The sequence below is a fragment of the Pectobacterium fontis genome, assembly GCF_000803215.1.
In the GTDB taxonomy this organism is placed as follows: domain Bacteria; phylum Pseudomonadota; class Gammaproteobacteria; order Enterobacterales; family Enterobacteriaceae; genus Pectobacterium; species Pectobacterium fontis.
Map to the genome: position 1 here is coordinate 1 of NZ_JSXC01000047.1, position 16,521 is coordinate 16,521.

At 52.6% G+C, this 16,521-nt stretch carries 15 protein-coding genes; 13 read left to right on the top strand and 2 right to left on the bottom strand.

Annotated elements, in window-relative coordinates; translation table 11 throughout:
- Positions 1 to 177 precede the first annotated feature (177 nt).
- Both pepB and sseB read left to right on the top strand, forming a co-directional pair.
- On the top strand, positions 178 to 1,488 hold the full coding sequence (pepB, locus tag OI69_RS16560) for an aminopeptidase PepB (RefSeq protein ID WP_039352906.1): 1,311 nt from the start codon (positions 178 to 180) through the stop codon (positions 1,486 to 1,488).
- A gap of 143 nt (positions 1,489 to 1,631) precedes the next feature.
- The gene (sseB, locus tag OI69_RS16565; RefSeq protein ID WP_039352909.1) at positions 1,632 to 2,426 is read left to right on the top strand and encodes an enhanced serine sensitivity protein SseB; all 795 of its coding nucleotides are present in this window, start codon (positions 1,632 to 1,634) and stop codon (positions 2,424 to 2,426) included.
- A 200-nt stretch (positions 2,427 to 2,626) separates the two neighbouring features.
- Here sseB and sseA read toward each other — a convergent pair whose 3' ends face one another.
- The gene (gene sseA / locus OI69_RS16570; RefSeq protein WP_039352913.1) at positions 2,627 to 3,496 is read right to left on the bottom strand and encodes a 3-mercaptopyruvate sulfurtransferase; all 870 of its coding nucleotides are present in this window, start codon (positions 3,494 to 3,496) and stop codon (positions 2,627 to 2,629) included.
- Positions 3,497 to 3,907: 411 nt separating this feature from the next.
- Here sseA and ndk point away from each other — a divergent pair, with 411 nt between their 5' ends.
- From ndk to OI69_RS16625, 11 genes are all read left to right on the top strand, one after another.
- On the top strand, positions 3,908 to 4,336 hold the full coding sequence (ndk, locus tag OI69_RS16575) for a nucleoside-diphosphate kinase (protein WP_014698955.1): 429 nt from the start codon (positions 3,908 to 3,910) through the stop codon (positions 4,334 to 4,336).
- 268 nt (positions 4,337 to 4,604) lie between these two features.
- Positions 4,605 to 5,846 carry a bifunctional tRNA (adenosine(37)-C2)-methyltransferase TrmG/ribosomal RNA large subunit methyltransferase RlmN gene (locus OI69_RS16580; RefSeq protein ID WP_039352916.1) on the top strand — a complete coding sequence of 414 codons (1,242 nt, stop codon included), beginning with the start codon at positions 4,605 to 4,607 and terminating at the stop codon, positions 5,844 to 5,846.
- A gap of 195 nt (positions 5,847 to 6,041) precedes the next feature.
- Positions 6,042 to 6,812, top strand: a complete 771-nt coding sequence (pilW, locus tag OI69_RS16585; protein ID WP_039352920.1) for a type IV pilus biogenesis/stability protein PilW — start codon at positions 6,042 to 6,044, stop codon at positions 6,810 to 6,812.
- A complete protein-coding gene (rodZ, locus tag OI69_RS16590; RefSeq protein ID WP_039352923.1) occupies positions 6,802 to 7,788 on the top strand; it encodes a cytoskeleton protein RodZ in 987 nt (328 codons plus the stop codon). Before pilW ends, rodZ begins: the two co-directional genes overlap by 11 nt.
- 40 nt (positions 7,789 to 7,828) lie before the next feature.
- The gene (ispG, locus tag OI69_RS16595; protein WP_039352927.1) at positions 7,829 to 8,950 is read left to right on the top strand and encodes a flavodoxin-dependent (E)-4-hydroxy-3-methylbut-2-enyl-diphosphate synthase; all 1,122 of its coding nucleotides are present in this window, start codon (positions 7,829 to 7,831) and stop codon (positions 8,948 to 8,950) included.
- Between the two features lie 137 nt (positions 8,951 to 9,087).
- A complete protein-coding gene (gene hisS / locus OI69_RS16600) occupies positions 9,088 to 10,362 on the top strand; it encodes a histidine--tRNA ligase (RefSeq protein WP_039352930.1) in 1,275 nt (424 codons plus the stop codon).
- Positions 10,363 to 10,375: 13 nt separating this feature from the next.
- Positions 10,376 to 10,996 carry a YfgM family protein gene (locus OI69_RS16605; protein ID WP_039353069.1) on the top strand — a complete coding sequence of 207 codons (621 nt, stop codon included), beginning with the start codon at positions 10,376 to 10,378 and terminating at the stop codon, positions 10,994 to 10,996.
- 10 nt (positions 10,997 to 11,006) lie between these two features.
- Positions 11,007 to 12,188, top strand: coding sequence for an outer membrane protein assembly factor BamB (gene bamB / locus OI69_RS16610; RefSeq protein WP_039352933.1), 1,182 nt, complete (start codon positions 11,007 to 11,009; stop codon positions 12,186 to 12,188).
- A 162-nt stretch (positions 12,189 to 12,350) separates the two neighbouring features.
- The gene (gene der, locus OI69_RS16615) at positions 12,351 to 13,838 is read left to right on the top strand and encodes a ribosome biogenesis GTPase Der (RefSeq protein ID WP_039352936.1); all 1,488 of its coding nucleotides are present in this window, start codon (positions 12,351 to 12,353) and stop codon (positions 13,836 to 13,838) included.
- A gap of 92 nt (positions 13,839 to 13,930) precedes the next feature.
- On the top strand, positions 13,931 to 14,890 hold the full coding sequence (locus OI69_RS16620) for an AEC family transporter (RefSeq protein WP_039352939.1): 960 nt from the start codon (positions 13,931 to 13,933) through the stop codon (positions 14,888 to 14,890).
- A 43-nt stretch (positions 14,891 to 14,933) separates the two neighbouring features.
- Positions 14,934 to 15,158, top strand: a complete 225-nt coding sequence (locus tag OI69_RS16625) for a zinc ribbon domain-containing protein (RefSeq protein ID WP_039352941.1) — start codon at positions 14,934 to 14,936, stop codon at positions 15,156 to 15,158.
- Positions 15,159 to 15,276: 118 nt separating this feature from the next.
- On the opposite strand, the gene OI69_RS16630 is transcribed toward OI69_RS16625, so the two are convergent.
- On the bottom strand, positions 15,277 to 16,314 hold the full coding sequence (locus OI69_RS16630) for a M4 family metallopeptidase (protein ID WP_039352944.1): 1,038 nt from the start codon (positions 16,312 to 16,314) through the stop codon (positions 15,277 to 15,279).
- Positions 16,315 to 16,521 lie beyond the last annotated feature (207 nt).

A 16,521-nucleotide genomic window follows, 5' to 3' on the forward strand; every position in this document is an offset into this window, starting at 1 on the left:
TCGCCCCCGGTATCTCGATGCTTAAACGATCGGCATTAGCCTTTGGTAGCCAGTTTTATTTCCATGCCAAAATTCGTCACATTTGCATGTCATGATGCACGGTTTATCTAACTGCAAATATGAAAAGCACCTGCAAACATGAAATGTGGCAGGAATACCTATTATCGGAGAAGCACTATGACGAACAATACCATGCTGATTTCACTCTCCACCCAACCTGCTGACGCGCGCTGGGGAGAAAAAGCGACGCTGAGTGTGAATGAGCAGGGTTTTACCATTCATGTAGGGACGACATCGCTGAATGGCAAAGCCGCACTGGCGGTGATCCAACGTGCTGCCCGCAAGATCGACGGGCAGGGGATTAAACACGTTAAGCTAGCCGGTGAAGGCTGGGATTTGGCAAACAGTTGGGCATTCTGGCAGGGGTATCGCGCGCCAAAAGGGCAAAGAACGGTTGAATGGGCAGAGCTGAATGACGCTGACCAGAAAGAGTTGACTGACCGACTGAAGATTGTCGATTGGGTTCGTGACACCATTAACCTGCCTGCTGAAGATTTAGGCCCTGAGCAACTGGCGACCCGCGCCGTCGATCTACTGTGTGATGTCGCCTGTGATGCCGTCAGCTACCGCATCACCAAAGGTGAAGATCTGCGTGAACAGAATTACGCTGGTCTGCACACTGTGGGGCGCGGCTCTGAGCGTCCTCCGGTGCTGTTGGCGCTGGACTATAACCCGTCGGGTAACCCAGATGAACCCGTGTTCGCCTGTCTGGTCGGTAAAGGCATTACGTTCGATACCGGCGGCTACAGCCTGAAACCCAGTGGCTCCATGGATTCCATGAAATCGGATATGGGCGGTGCCGCCACTCTAACGGGGGCATTGGCGCTGGCGGCATCACGCGGTTTGCAACAGCGCGTGAAGCTGTATCTGTGCTGTGCAGACAATATGGTGAGTGGCAATGCGTTCCGACTGGGCGACATCATTCGTTACCGTAACGGTAAAACGGTTGAAGTCATGAACACCGATGCAGAAGGGCGTCTGGTGCTGGCGGATGGTCTGATCGATGCTTCCGAACAGAATCCGCAATGGATTATTGACTGCGCAACGTTAACAGGTGCAGCGAAAATGGCGCTGGGTAACGATTATCACGCGCTGTTCAGCTTTGATGATGAACTGGTGGCGGCCTTGCAGGACAGTGCGAAACAAGAAAACGAGCCGTTCTGGCGTCTGCCGCTGGAAGAGTTCCACCGTAGCCACCTGCCGTCCAGCTTTGCCGATCTGAATAACATTGCCAGCGGCGCGCACACTGCGGGTGCCAGCACGGCGGCGGCATTCCTGTCGCATTTTGTGAAGAATTATCAGCAGGGCTGGCTGCACATCGACTGTTCCGCGACCTACCGCAAAGGTGCTGTAGATCAGTGGGCGACGGGGGCGACGGGGCTTGGCGTGCGCACGCTGGCTAACCTCTTGCTGAGCCGCACCAAATAGGTGTCTGCTGCTTACAGCCCTGAGTTGATCAAGGGGTTGAGAAATAACGTCGCGCTGAGGCTGATTTGAGAGTGATGGCTGCTGCCATGCACGTTATTCAGCTTCAACGCGCCGGTTTTTAACGTAATCATGTTGAGGGCAGTATGGAGTTTTCGCCACGTAATAAACTGGAAGAAGTGCTGATTCTGGCGGCTACGGAGCCGGCACATCGTCCAGAATTTTTCAGCGAACTGATGGAAGCCACGGTGTTTGTGCTAGGCAGCACCGACGACGGGGATGAGACCGGTGAGGTGGTGCTGCATGCAGGCAGTAATGTGAACATCCAGCACTGGGAAAAAGACGATGGCTCATCGGCTATTCCTTTCTTTTCTTCTTTGGAAGCCTTACAGAGCGTGATTACGGACGAGGCGTCTTTTCTGGCACTGCCGACGCGTTCGCTATTTGAAATGACGCAGGGCGTCACGCTATTCCTCAATCCTAAGCTGCCATATGGCAAAGAGTTTTTGCCGCAGGAAATTGAACATATCCTGTCCGGTGACGGTAACGGTTTTGTTCAGCAACGCATCGTCGAAGAAGATATGCAGGTCTTGCTAAGCCAGCCCGCCGAGATGCCCGCACAGATGATTGACTCCCTGACACAACTCTTTACCAAGCATCGCCATGTAAAACGGGCGTTTCTGGCGCAGATTCAGGAACCGGGCGAAGAACAGCCGCATCTGCTGATTGGTATTGATGTCGATCAGGACGAGGAAAGCGTTATCCGTGAAGCGGGCAGCGTCGCCAGCGATACGTTGCCGGATGAACGCCCTGTCGATCTCTGTTTGGTGAAGGAGGGCGAGCCGGGCATCAGCCACTACATGATTAAGCACACCACACCGTTTTACGAGCGCAAGTGGGGGAGTTTCCTGAGGGAGTTTAAGGCCACCGGCAACGCCTGATACCGCTTTACTTCAGGCGGCTTGTGCGTCTGTCGCCCTTACGCCACCCGAATTATTTAGGGTAGATAAATTTGATACAGGCAACGACGGATAAGGCTTTTTCCGCCGTTGCCTGCTGCAACCGCCGTACATCAAGCAGTATCACCTGATTTGAGTCGAATGAACGTTCTGACTCACAGACCGTAAAACCCTGAACAGGGTTAATCACGTGCAATCGGTACATCGTCGCGGCTACCCCAATCGCTCCACGAACCATCGTATAACGTCACATTCGGGACATTTAGCTGTGCCAGTGCTAACACGACGACGGATGCCGTTACGCCGGAGCCACAACTGGCGACGATAGGGCGAGTGAAATCTACGCCGTGCTTATGCAGAATGGTTGCGAGTTCGGCATTCGGCTTCAGTGCACCGTTATGCACCAGATCGGTCCAGGGGACATTCAGACTGCCGGGAATATGTCCACGATGCAGACCGGGACGCGGTTCGTCCACCTCGGCGTGAAAGCGCGGAGCGGGGCGGGCGTCAATAATCTGTTCTGATTTATCCCGACTGATGGAAAGCACCTCGTCGCGTGAACGAATGGCGCGTTCATCCAACGTAGCGTGAAACGTGGTTGGCTTTGGCGCGACATCACCCTGCTCCAACGGCAGATTTTGCGCTTTCCAGCCTGCCAGTCCTCCACTCAGGATCGAAAGAGATGTTGCACCGAAGGTGTGCAACATCCACCACGCGCGTGGAGCGGAGAAGAGATTGCCTTCATCATAAATCACCAGATGTTGCTGGTTATCGATCCCCAATTCACCCATTGCACGTACGAAGTTTTCGCGCGTCGGCATCATATGCGGCAGATCGGTGCTGTGATCGGACAGGGTTTCGATATCAAAAAAAACCGCGCCAGGTAGGTGACCGGCACGGTATTCGGCGTGAATATCACGCGTGCTGTTACCCGGTGGCAGCATCCGGGCATCAATGAGCGTAATGCTGCGGTCATTCAGGTGGCTGGCAAGCCAGTCTGCGGAAACAAACCGCTCATGAGAAACGGGCAAATCAGAAGATGATGCTGGCATAGATCCTCCACGCTGGAGCCGACGAATTCGGCTCCGATGTGTAATGATAGATGCATTGTCAGCGATTTTCCCTTATCCGACAAGTCGCGGATTATTCGGCGACATCCTCTCTATATACTTGTTTTAATTACTGCCAGTAATCTTGATTGGCCTCATTAGGCTGATTCAGCGCAAGGCGTAATCGTTAATAAAGAGGGAGGAAGAGGTAATGTTTTTTAATGAAATGTTATCTCTTTGGTAGGCAATAAAGGCCGCTACCCTTATAATCTGCGCCACTTTCACTGGTCGGGTATACTCGTCATACTTCAAGTTGCCTGTGCGGTTGCCGCCTGCTTGCAACTCGAATTATTTAGGGTATAGACAATTCTTATAATCCGGCTGCAATCTGATAGTTTAGCTAATGAGGTCAATATGACGATAGAACGTACCTTCTCCATCGTAAAACCTAATGCGGTTGCCAAGAATGCCATCGGTGCGATTTACGCCCGCTTTGAAAGCGCAGGTTTTACCATTGTTGCGGCTAAAATGCTGCGTCTGAGCCGTGAACAAGCGGAAGGTTTCTATGCCGAGCATAAAGGCAAGCCGTTCTTTGACGGGCTGGTCGAATTCATGATGTCTGGCCCCATTATGGTCCAGGCACTGGAAGGTGAAAACGCCGTTCAACGTAACCGTGACATCATGGGTGCGACGAACCCGGCGAATGCGCTAGCGGGAACGCTGCGCGCCGACTACGCAGACAGCTTCACGGCAAACGCGGTACACGGTTCTGATTCTATCGAATCCGCTCAGCGTGAAATCGCTTATTTCTTCAGCGATGACGAAATTTGCCCGCGCGCGTAATTTCTGTGTCGCGTTACGCATGATGCATTGTTGTGCGTGATAACAGGTGAGTGCTTGTGTTGTTGCCTCTTTTGGGTTGCGTGAATATGCGATGCTGGCTTAATGACACAGAAAAAAAGCGGTGATGGTAGCTTACCTGTTTTAAACTTTGTACAATGCTGCGCCCCGGATGAGCCTGCACTTATTCGGGGCGTTTCTTTGGTTATTACCATCGAATTCCACCCTATTTTTCGTGCCATAACGTGTAATAACGAGGCCAGGATTGACAATGTCTAAGCAAATCGCGTCTGAAACCGTCGTGTCTGAAATCACAGCACCTAAAACTACCGTATCCGAGCAAACCGTGTCCGAATTCTCTCCGGCGTCTGCTGATGCCTCTCAATCCGCTCAAGCCAGTGCGGAAAAAATTAATCTGTTGGATCTTAACCGCCAGCAAATGCGTGACCTCTTCATGTCGATGGGAGAGAAACCGTTCCGCGCCGATCAGGTCATGAAGTGGATTTATCACTACTGCTGTGATGATTTCAATCAGATGACGGATATCAACAAAGTTTTCCGTACCAAATTGCAGGAAGTGGCTGAAATTCGCGCCCCCGAAGTGGTGGATGAACAGCGTTCTTCCGACGGCACGATTAAATGGGCGATCCTGGTGGGCGGCCAGCGGGTCGAAACGGTGTATATTCCTGAAGAAGATCGCGCCACGCTGTGTGTGTCGTCTCAGGTAGGCTGTGCGCTGGAGTGTAAATTCTGTTCGACGGCGCAGCAGGGCTTTAACCGTAACCTGCGCGTATCGGAAATCATTGGTCAGGTGTGGCGTGCGGCGAAAATTATTGGTGCCTTTAAAGTCACGGGGCAGCGTCCGATCACCAACGTGGTGATGATGGGCATGGGTGAACCGCTGCTGAACCTGACTAACGTGGTGCCAGCGATGGAAATCATGCTGGATGATTTCGGTTTTGGTTTATCCAAGCGTCGCGTCACGCTGTCCACATCTGGCGTGGTGCCTGCGTTGGATAAACTGGGTGATATGATCGATGTCGCTCTGGCCATTTCACTGCATGCGCCGACCGACGACATTCGCAACGAAATCATGCCGATCAACAAGAAGTACAATATCGAAATGTTCCTGAGCGCAGTGCGTCGCTATCTGGAAAAATCCAATGCGAATCAAGGCCGTGTGACCGTTGAATATGTGATGTTGGATCATATTAATGATGGCACTGAACATGCGCACCAACTGGCTCAATGTTTGAAAGATACACCGTGCAAGATCAACCTGATTCCGTGGAACCCGTTCCCGGGCGCGCCGTATGGCCGTAGCTCAAACAGCCGCGTTGACCGTTTCTCCAAAGTGCTGATGGAGTATGGTTTCACGACTATCGTTCGTAAAACCCGTGGGGATGACATTGATGCCGCCTGCGGTCAGTTGGCGGGGGAAGTTGTAGACAGAACCAAGCGTACGCTGAAGAAGAAAATGGCCGGTGAACCTATCGCGGTGAAAGCGGTCTGATAACGAATGGCGTGACGTGGGTTAATTCACGCGGAAACACTCCCCGACGTCTGCTACCAGCTCGGCTTGCGGGGTAAGTGTGAGAAAATTGCGAGGCGCGCCGCGTTGTTATCAGATCTGACTGTCGCCCTGTTCGTATTGCGGTAATCTCTTGTCCAGGATGTCAAACAAGGATGACGACGCGAGGGAACAGGGATGGCAAAGGGTCTATCACAGGGACGCGCTTTATCATATTGGCTGAGTGGCCTATTGGCGATGCTATTGCTGGTAGGGTGTGTGCCTTCGCCTCATGAGACGGTAAATCCTGTGGCCGCTCAAACGCGCTTGCAGCTCGGGTTGGCGTATTTGGCGCGCAATAATCTGGATTCAGCCCGGCAGAATCTTGAGAAGGCTGTGGCGATGGCACCACAGGATTATCGAACACAATTGGGGATGGCGCTTTACGAGCAGCGGATAGGTGAAAACCATCTGGCCGACCAGCGTTATCAGCATGTGTTGAGCATGGCACCGGGAAATGGCAGTGTCATGAATAATTACGGTGCGTTTCTGTGTCGTTTAGGGCAGTATGTAGCGGCGCAGCGACAGTTTAGTGCGGCTGCACAACTTCCTGATTACAGCCAGGTTGCTGATGCGTTGGAAAATGCGGGATACTGTTTTTTCAATGCCGGACAGACTGTAGAGGCACGCAATTTATTAAGCCGGGCGTTAAAATATGACCCGACGAAAGGCAGCGCCTTGTTGGCTGAAGCAAACCAACAGTTTTCTACCGGGAAGCAGGAACAAGCGCGACTGCTGCTTGATATTTATCGGCATATTCTTCCGGCCACCGCCGAAAGCTTATGGTTACAGATTCGTTTCGCCGCGTTGGCGGGTCATTACGTCGATAAAGAACGTTATGGCAACGCGCTGGCGCGAAGTTTTCCACAATCTAAACAGTACCAGCATTTCTTAGCTAATGAATACTGAAGCCACCCAAGATACAACAGAAGCAAAACTACCCGGCGAACGTCTGCGTGAGGCGCGTGAACGCCTTGGACTGAGTCAGCAAACTATTGCTGAGCGTTTGTGCCTTAAAATCACTACCGTTCGCGATATTGAAGACGGTTCTACCCCAGCAGGCTTAGCGCCGACCTTTCTGCGCGGCTATATCCGCTCTTATGCCAAGTTGGTTCATTTACCCGAAGATGAACTGCTTCCCTCTGTGGGTAGTCTGGCTGTGCCTAAAACGCTCTCTGTTTCGCCGATGCAGAGTTTTTCGCTGAAAAAAAGCCGCAAAAAGCGTGATGGCTGGTTGATGACAATCACCTGGCTGGTCGTGTTTGTTGTTCTGGGGCTGACGGGCGCATGGTGGTGGCAAAACCATCAGGCTCAACAGGCGGAAATCAACAGCATGGTCGATCACGCCAGCTCAATTCAGGCGCAAACGGAAGGGCAGTCGGTTCCGCTGATGGATAACAGCGTCGCGCAGGAAACCGCGACTCCAAATGCGGCGGCGGCACCTTCTTCTACTTCTACGCCAGTCGATCTTTCTTCCACCGTCGCGGCAACGTCTTCTTCCGCCACGGCGCAGTCTGCCGTGCCGTCCAGTCAGTCGTTTCCACAGACGGGTTCTGCACAGCCGCAGCCTACGGGTAATGCACTGCAAGGCGCTGGGGCTGCCGCACCGACGACGGTAGACAGCAATCTGGTATCCGCTACCCATACACTGGTGATGACGTTCACGGCCGATTGTTGGCTGGAGGTCACGGATGCCAGCGGTAAAAAACTGTTCAGCGGTATGCAGCGTCATGGCGGTACACTGAATCTGGATGGTCAGTCACCCTATAAACTTAAAATTGGTGCACCTGCTGCGGTACAGATTCAATTTCAAGGTAAGCCAGTCGATTTAAGCCAGTTTGTGCGCAGCAGTCAGGTTGCACGCTTGACGCTGACCGCAGAATAACGTGCTGTTCAGGTAAGACTGCAATGTTGGAGATGAAGTAATGCATAACGCTGCACCCATAACCCGTCGAAAATCAAAACGGATTTACGTCGGTAAGGTGCCTGTTGGAGATGGTGCACCGATTGCCGTGCAATCCATGACCAACACCCGAACCACCGACGTTGAAGCAACCGTCAATCAAATCAGATCGCTGGAGCGAGTGGGAGTGGATATTGTCCGTGTCTCCGTGCCAACGATGGACGCGGCGGAAGCCTTTAAACTGATTAAACAGCAGGTAAATGTCCCGCTCGTCGCCGACATCCATTTTGACTACCGCATCGCGCTGAAAGTCGCGGAATACGGTGTCGATTGTCTGCGTATTAACCCCGGCAACATTGGCAACGAAGAGCGTATCCGCTCGGTTGTTGACTGCGCACGCGACAAAAATATCCCGATCCGCATTGGGGTGAACGGCGGTTCGCTGGAAAAAGATTTGCAGGAAAAATATGGTGAGCCGACGCCGGAAGCGCTGCTGGAATCGGCGATGCGCCATGTCGATATTCTCGATCGCCTGAATTTCGATCAGTTTAAAGTCAGTGTGAAAGCCTCGGATGTTTTCCTTGCTGTGCAATCTTATCGTCTGCTGGCGGCGCGCATCGATCAGCCGCTGCACCTCGGTATCACCGAAGCTGGCGGCGCACGGAGTGGTGCAGTGAAATCAGCTATCGGTCTTGGTTTGCTGCTATCAGAGGGCATTGGCGACACGCTGCGTATTTCACTGGCGGCCGATCCGGTGGAAGAAGTGAAAGTCGGTTTCGATATCCTGAAATCACTGCGCATTCGTTCACGCGGAATTAACTTCATTGCTTGCCCAACCTGCTCTCGTCAGGAGTTTGACGTGATCGGAACGGTGAATGCGCTGGAGCAACGTCTGGAAGATATCATCACGCCGATGGATGTCTCGATTATCGGCTGTGTGGTGAACGGTCCCGGTGAAGCGTTGGTGTCGACCATTGGTGTCACGGGTGGACACAACAAGAGTGGCTTCTATGAGGATGGCGTGCGGCAGAGAGAGCGCTTCGATAACGAACAGATGATCGACCAGTTAGAAGCCAAGATCCGCGCTAAAGCCTCCATGATGGACGAAAATCAACGCATTACCGTCAATCTGGTGGATAAATAGCGCTGACGGGGTGGCGGTATGCCGTCACCCGCATAGTTCACAATTCCTGAACCCGATGGGGATGTGCCGCATTGAAGATGCGACGACAATCCCTCTATAATCGGGTTTATTTTTTGAAAAATGCATAGAGAATTAACGTGGCAAAAAATATTCAAGCCATTCGCGGCATGAACGATTACCTGCCAGCCGAAACGGCATTGTGGCAGCGTATTGAAAACAGCCTGAAACAGGTGCTCAGCGGCTACGGCTACAATGAAATTCGTTTGCCGATTGTTGAGCAAACGCCGTTGTTTAAGCGCGCTATCGGTGAAGTGACCGATGTCGTCGAAAAAGAGATGTATACCTTTGACGATCGCAATGGCGATAGCCTGACTCTGCGCCCCGAAGGGACCGCAGGCTGCGTTCGCGCCGGTATTGAACACGGTATTCTCTATAACCAGGAACAGCGACTGTGGTATGTCGGCCCGATGTTCCGCTATGAACGTCCACAGAAAGGGCGTTACCGCCAGTTCCATCAGTTGGGCTGTGAAGTGTTTGGTCTGCAAGGGCCGGATATTGATGCCGAACTGATCCTGATGACCGCGCGCTGGTGGCGAGTGCTAGGCATCGCCGATCATGTGAAGCTGGAATTGAACTCGATTGGTTCATTAGACGCGCGTGCCCGCTATCGTGACGCGCTGGTCGCGTTCCTCGAACAGCATAAAGATCAGCTCGATGAAGATTGCCTGCGCCGGATGTACACCAACCCGCTGCGTGTTCTGGATACGAAAAATCCACAGATTCAGGTGCTGTTGAACGATGCTCCAGTGCTGACGGACTATCTGGATGACGAATCGCGTGCACACTTTGAAGCGCTGGGTGAACTTTTAACGCAGTCCGGTATCCCATATACCGTTAATCCGCGTCTGGTTCGTGGTTTGGATTACTATAATCGCACCGTATTTGAGTGGGTCACCACCAGTCTGGGCGCGCAGGGCACGGTCTGTGCCGGTGGGCGTTATGATGGTATGGTGGAACAGCTTGGCGGGCACGCGACGCCCGCGGTGGGTTTTGCGATGGGGCTGGAACGTCTGGTGCTGTTGGTTCAGTCTGTCAATCCAGATTTCAAAGCACAGCCGAGCGTAGATGTTTATCTGATTTCTTCCGGTGCAGGAACGCAGGTTGCCGCAATGCAACTGGCGGAGAAATTACGTGATGCGCTGCCGCAGTTGAAACTGATGACCAACTACGGGGGCGGCAATTTTAAGAAACAATTCGCCCGCGCTGACAAATGGGGCGCACGCGTCGCATTGGTGTTAGGTGAAAATGAAGTGGCGGCTGGTCAGGTTGTGGTTAAAAACCTGAGTAATGGCGAGCAGGATACACTGGCACAAGCCGATGTCGCATCGCGGCTGGCAACGTTACTGGATTGAGGAGAGAGACACCGTGGAAGTCTATACCACAGAGAATGAACAGGTTGATGCACTACGTCGTTTCCTCGCGGAGAACGGAAAGGCGCTAGTTGTTGGTGTGGTGTTGGGCGTTGGCGCACTGGTTGGCTGGCGTTTTTGGCAAAGTCACCAAAATGACAGCGTGATGGCGGCATCTGCATCTTATCAGCAGGTGACGGAGCAATTGGTCGAAGGCAAAGCTGAGGCGATTGCTGCAACCGAGAAATTCACGGCTGAGAATAACAATGCCTATGGCGCGCTGGCTTCTCTGGAATTGGCTCGCCATTACGTTGATCTGAAAGATTTTGCTAAAGCCGCTCAGCACTTGGTACAAGCGCAGTCGCAGACTAAAGATGCTGACCTGCTGGCGGTGGTGAATCTGCGTCTGGCGCGGGTTCAGCTACAGGAAAACAAAGTGGATGACGCGCTGAAAACGCTGGATGCCATCAAGCTGGAAGGCTGGGCGTCACAGGTAGCGGAAGTTCGTGGCGATATTCTGGTGAGCAAAGGGGATAATCAGGCTGCGCGTGATGCCTACAACAAAGGGTTGTCTTCCAATCCATCGCAGGCACAGCAATCGTTACTGCGTATGAAACTGAATAACCTGTCCAGCTAAGAGGAATTCCATGCAATTGCGTAAAACACTTTTGGTAGGACTGGTTTCTGTTGCCCTGCTGAGCGGATGCTCGCTGTTTAACAGCGAAGAAGATGTCGTCACTATGTCTCCACTGCCGCAGGTGGAAAACCAGTTCACGCCAACTAAGGTGTGGAACAGCTCGGTTGGGAATGGTATTGGTGAGTTTTATTCCAATCTTCACCCCGCATGGCAGGATAACCGCGTTTTTGCCGCCGATCGTCATGGCACAGTAAAAGCGATGGATCTGAATGACGGCAAAGAGATTTGGCGTGCCGATCTGTCGGAGAAGACCAATTTCTTCTCCCGCAATAACCCGGCGCTGCTGTCTGGCGGCGTAACGGTGTCTGGTAACCATGTCTATGTCGGCAGCGAAAAGGCGCAGGTCTATGCGTTGAATGTAGAAGATGGTACGCCTGTATGGCAGACGAAAGTGGCTGGTGAAGCGCTGTCTCGCCCTGTCGTCAGCGACGGTGTCGTACTGATTCATACCAGCAACGGTATGTTGCAGGCGTTGAATGAAGCGGATGGCGCCATCAAGTGGAGCGTCAACCTGGATATGCCTACACTGTCTTTGCGCGGTGAATCTGCTCCGACAACCGCATTTGGCGCGGCGATTGTGGGCGGTGACAATGGTCGTGTGAATGCGGTGATGATCAATCAAGGGCAGCTTATCTGGCAACAGCGTATTTCACAGCCAAGCGGTGCCACCGAAATCGATCGTCTGAATGATGTTGATACCACGCCGGTTGTTGCAGGCGAAGTGGTGTACGCGCTGGGTTACAATGGCAATATGACGGCGCTGGATCTGCGTTCTGGTCAGGTTTTGTGGAAGCGTGAACTGGGTTCAGTGCATGATTTTATCATTGATGGCGACCGTATTTATCTGGTCGATCAGGACGATCGCGTTGTTGCATTGAACACCAATGGCGGCGTAAGCCTGTGGCGTCAAAGCGATCTGCTGCACCGTAACCTGACGGCGCCAGTGCTGTATAACGGTTATCTGGTTGTCGGCGATACCGAAGGGTATCTGCATTGGCTGAATACGGCGGATGGGCGCTTTGTGGCGCAGCAAAAAGTAGATAGCTCCGGTTTCCTGAGCAAGCCCGTCGTTGCCAGCGATAAGCTGTTGATTCAGGCGAAAAACGGTGATGTCTACGCGTTTACCCGCTAGGTAACCCTATATTGATTTGGAGCGCAGCGCTTTTGGGTGCGCTCGTACTTTTGAACGTGTTACCACAACGGCTCCTGACATTATCAGGGGCCGTTTCGTCTTTTTATCGTCAGCGAGATTTTCGCTGTAACGTATTGAAATATAAGTAATGAGGTTGTAACAATGATACCTGTCGTCGCGCTGGTCGGGCGTCCGAATGTGGGGAAGTCCACGCTATTTAACCGCTTAACGCGCACTCGTGATGCATTGGTGGCGGATTTCCCTGGGCTGACTCGTGACCGCAAGTATGGTCGTGCAGAAGTGGAAGGGCATGAATTTATTATCGTCGATACCGGTGGGATCGACGGTACAGAAGACGGCGTGGAAACGCGTATGGCGGGTCAATCGCTGGTAGCCATTGAAGAGGCAGACATCGTGCTGTTCATGGTGGATGCCCGTGCGGGGCTGATGCCTGCGGATGAAGGTATTGCCAAGCATTTGCGTAGCCGCGAAAAGACCACGGTACTGGTGGCTAACAAGACCGATGGCCTCGACCCCGATATGGTCACAGCCGACTTCTACTCACTCGGAATGGGCGAAGTGTACCCTATCGCCGCGTCTCATGGCCGCGGTGTAACGTCGCTGTTGGAAACAGTTTTGCTGCCGTTTGTACAGGATGATATCGAAGAGCCGGTCGAGTTGACCGAAGAAGAAGAGAACGCGGCGTACTGGGCTGAACTGGAAGCGGAAGAGCAGGCCAGCGAAGAAGAAGCCGAAGACGATTTCAACCCTGAAGATTTGCCGATCAAGCTGGCGATTGTCGGGCGTCCGAACGTGGGGAAATCCACGCTGACCAACCGTATTCTGGGTGAAGAGCGCGTGGTGGTATTTGATATGCCGGGCACGACGCGTGACAGTATTTACATTCCTATGGTGCGCGATGAACGCGAATACGTTCTGATTGATACCGCCGGGGTGCGCAAGCGTGGCAAAGTAACGGAAACGGTAGAGAAATTCTCCGTCATCAAGACTTTGCAGGCGATTGAAGATGCCAACGTAGTACTGCTGGTTATCGATGCGCGTGAAGGGATTTCCGATCAGGATCTCTCGTTATTGGGCTTTATCCTCAATAGTGGGCGCTCACTGGTGATTGTGGTGAACAAGTGGGATGGCCTGTCGCAGGAAGCGCGTGAGCAGGTAAAAGAGACGTTGGATCTGCGCCTTGGGTTTATCGACTTTGCCCGTATTCACTTCATTTCCGCGCTGCACGGCAGCGGGGTGGGTAATTTGTTTGAATCGGTTACCGAAGCCTATGCGTGCGCGACCCGCCGCGTGAGTACGGCGATGTTGACCCGTATCATGCAAATGGCGTCAGACGATCATCAGCCGCCGTTGGTACGCGGTCGCCGCGTGAAGCTGAAATATGCACACGCCGGGGGATATAACCCGCCGATTGTGGTGATCCACGGTAATCAGGTGAAAGACCTGCCGGATTCCTACAAGCGCTATCTGATGAACTACTATCGTCGTTCGCTGGACGTGATGGGGACGCCGATTCGTATTCAGTTTAAAGAAGGGGAGAACCCCTTTGCAGACAAGCGTAATACGTTGACACCGAACCAGCTACGCAAGCGCAAGCGTTTGATGTCACACATCAAAAAAGGTAAGTGATTTATTAACGGGGCGAATAGCGATATTCGCCCCGTTTTGTCAGCGCCGAAACGAGCCGTAGTTAACAAAACCAATAATAATCAAGGAAAGCCATGTCCTGGGAAACCTGGAGCTTTGCGTTTAACGTCACGATGCCGAATGTACTGATGTTGTTGCTTGGTATCGCGTTACGTAAACTCAATCTGCTTAATGATGCCTTTTGCGATACGGCAATGCGGGTGGTATTCAACCTTTCTCTTCCCTGCCTGCTGTTTTTCAGCGTGGCAACTAATCATCAGTCGTTTTCCGAACAGTGGCCGCTGGTAGTTTACGGGACGCTGGGCACACTAGCGACGTTCCTGTTGCTGGAAATTGCCGCAGTGAAAGTCGTCAAAGAACCAAAAGAGCGTGGCATTTTTGTGCAGGGCGGATTCCGTTCGAATACTGGCGTGATGGGGCTGGCGTTTGCGATGAGCGCTTATGGTGATGAAGGTGTGGCTATCGGGTCGCTGTATCTGATGGTGACAGTCATGATGTTTAATGCACTGTCTGTCATCACGCTGACGCGCAGCTTGCAGCGACAATCGCCTGAACAGAGAATCCCAGCCAGTAAACTGTTGAAAGGGATCGTGACCAATCCGCTGATTATTGGTCTGCTTCTTGGCGCGGCGTATGGGCAAAGCCAACTGCCGATGCCCGGCGTGATTAAACAAACGGGCGGTTTTATCTCCTCTATGGCGCTGCCGTTGGCGCTGTTGTGCGCTGGTGCCAGTCTGGAGTGGCGCAGTATGTTTCGTTCGTCCAATGTTGCTGTGCTTGCCTCGGTGGCGAAGATCTTGGTTGTGCCGGGGCTACTGACGTTGGGGGGATGGCTGGTCGGTTTTCGCGGTGTTGAACTGGGCATTATTTTTCTGTTTTCTGCAACACCGACTGCATCAGGCAGCTATGCGATGACACGAGCCATGGGAGGAAACGCGACGTTGGCAGCGAATATTATTGGGCTGACAACGGTGGGGGCGTTTTTCATGATTGCGATTGGGCTATATGTGCTGCGTTCACTCGGTGTTATTTAACGTCTGATACTTTCATTATTGATAGCAAAATGTGGGAGAAACGATGGATACGCGTTGTCCTGATTGTCACCATGTGATGCTATGGCAGCCTGACGGTTTGTTTCGCTGTGAGGAGTGCCAGCAGCATTATCAGCGTGAGGCGGTGTGTCCTGAATGTAAGCACTTGCTTCAGGAGTTGAAAGCCTGTGGCGCGGTGGATTATTTCTGCCAGCAGCACGGAATGATCTCCAGGCGGCAGGTGGTGTTCAGTTACTCGCCTGCCGATTAACTCCACCGTTATTACGGCAGGCTGTTGTGCCCCCGTTCAGCCAGCTTGGGGATCCCGGCGAATCCCCCTGCACGCGCCCATTCAATGATGGCGTCTTCGGTGAGTTTCGGCAGCGTCTTCATAAAAACTCTTGTCGTACCTCCACGCCGACGGTTTCCCACGACTGCATGACGATGTCAGCAACGGTGGGATTAAAACGCTTAGCGGCATGTTGAATGGTATGGCGCGCGAAAATTTCGAAATCCGCATTTTGCGGGAGTGCGTTATCACACAGTGTGTCATACCAGATGCGACCCGCTTTTTCCCAGGAATAGCCGCCCAGCGCGATGGCCGTCAGATAGAAGGCACGATTGGGAATACCTGAATTCAGGTGTACGCCACCGTTGTCTTCGCGTGTATTCACATACTCATTCATGTGAGAGGGTTGAGGGTCGATGCCGATCAACTCATCATCATAGGCGGTCCCCGGCTGAGACATTGAGCGCAGCCCCATACCGTGAATCCCCTCTGCCAGCAGCTCGGCACCAATAAGCCAGTCGGCCTGTTCCGCAGTTTGCCCCAAATGGTACTGTTTAACCATAGAGCCAAAGACATCGGACAACGATTCATTTAGCGCGCCGGACTGGCGAAAATAGATCAAACCCGCTTCATTTTCCGTTATGCCGTGAGTGAGTTCATGTGCGACCACATCCAGCGCAATCGTGAAGCGATTGAAAATTTTGCCATCGCCATCCCCGAACACTATTTGCTGCCCATTCCAGAAGGCGTTCTGGTAATCCTGACCGTAATGTACCGTACCTGCCAGCGGCAGCCCCTCGGCATCCAGCGAGTTACGCTGGAAGATTTTCCAGAAGAAATCGTAGGTGATGCCCAGATAGTTGTAAGCTTCATCCACAGCGATATCACCGTTGCTGGGCTGGCTTTCAGCACGTACCTGTTTGCCGGGTAACTGTTGCTCGGCATTGTGAATGCTGCGCTTGGCACGTCCAGCGGGTAATTTCTCATGAGGTTCTGGACGCGGATTGTGGCTGACCATTAATGACTGAACGTGCATCAGCGTTTGTTGGGCGCAGTGGCGCTGTTCTTCTGTGCCGTTTGCAATAATGCGATGCAAAATATAAGGGGGAATGATGCTACAAATCGGTCTGGACTTCATACCTTATCTCCTTGAAAGGCAACCATTGCGGTAACACAGACGATTAATAAAGCTCACTGTCTTTATTCATTTCATTTCGCCGCGTTGAGGTTGGTAGCCCATGCAGTGAAAACGGTTAATATGAATTAGTGAGCTGGGAACGAGTATAGTTCAGATGCCAGAGGTAAGAATGAGGAGATTGCCGCTGTTTTCGGATAAATCCTCATA

Bases quoted from the DNA above. Each gene is read 5' to 3' on its own strand.
- pepB (WP_039352906.1), top strand. From the start codon at position 178: ATGACGAACAATACCATGCTGATTTCACTCTCCACCCAACCTGCTGAC.
- sseB (WP_039352909.1), top strand. From the start codon at position 1,632: ATGGAGTTTTCGCCACGTAATAAACTGGAAGAAGTGCTGATTCTGGCG.
- sseA (WP_039352913.1), bottom strand. From the start codon at position 3,496: ATGCCAGCATCATCTTCTGATTTGCCCGTTTCTCATGAGCGGTTTGTT.
- ndk (WP_014698955.1), top strand. From the start codon at position 3,908: ATGACGATAGAACGTACCTTCTCCATCGTAAAACCTAATGCGGTTGCC.
- OI69_RS16580 (WP_039352916.1), top strand. From the start codon at position 4,605: ATGTCTAAGCAAATCGCGTCTGAAACCGTCGTGTCTGAAATCACAGCA.
- pilW (WP_039352920.1), top strand. From the start codon at position 6,042: ATGGCAAAGGGTCTATCACAGGGACGCGCTTTATCATATTGGCTGAGT.
- rodZ (WP_039352923.1), top strand. From the start codon at position 6,802: ATGAATACTGAAGCCACCCAAGATACAACAGAAGCAAAACTACCCGGC.
- ispG (WP_039352927.1), top strand. From the start codon at position 7,829: ATGCATAACGCTGCACCCATAACCCGTCGAAAATCAAAACGGATTTAC.
- bamB (WP_039352933.1), top strand. From the start codon at position 11,007: ATGCAATTGCGTAAAACACTTTTGGTAGGACTGGTTTCTGTTGCCCTG.
- der (WP_039352936.1), top strand. From the start codon at position 12,351: ATGATACCTGTCGTCGCGCTGGTCGGGCGTCCGAATGTGGGGAAGTCC.
- OI69_RS16620 (WP_039352939.1), top strand. From the start codon at position 13,931: ATGTCCTGGGAAACCTGGAGCTTTGCGTTTAACGTCACGATGCCGAAT.
- OI69_RS16625 (WP_039352941.1), top strand. From the start codon at position 14,934: ATGGATACGCGTTGTCCTGATTGTCACCATGTGATGCTATGGCAGCCT.
- OI69_RS16630 (WP_039352944.1), bottom strand. From the start codon at position 16,314: ATGAAGTCCAGACCGATTTGTAGCATCATTCCCCCTTATATTTTGCAT.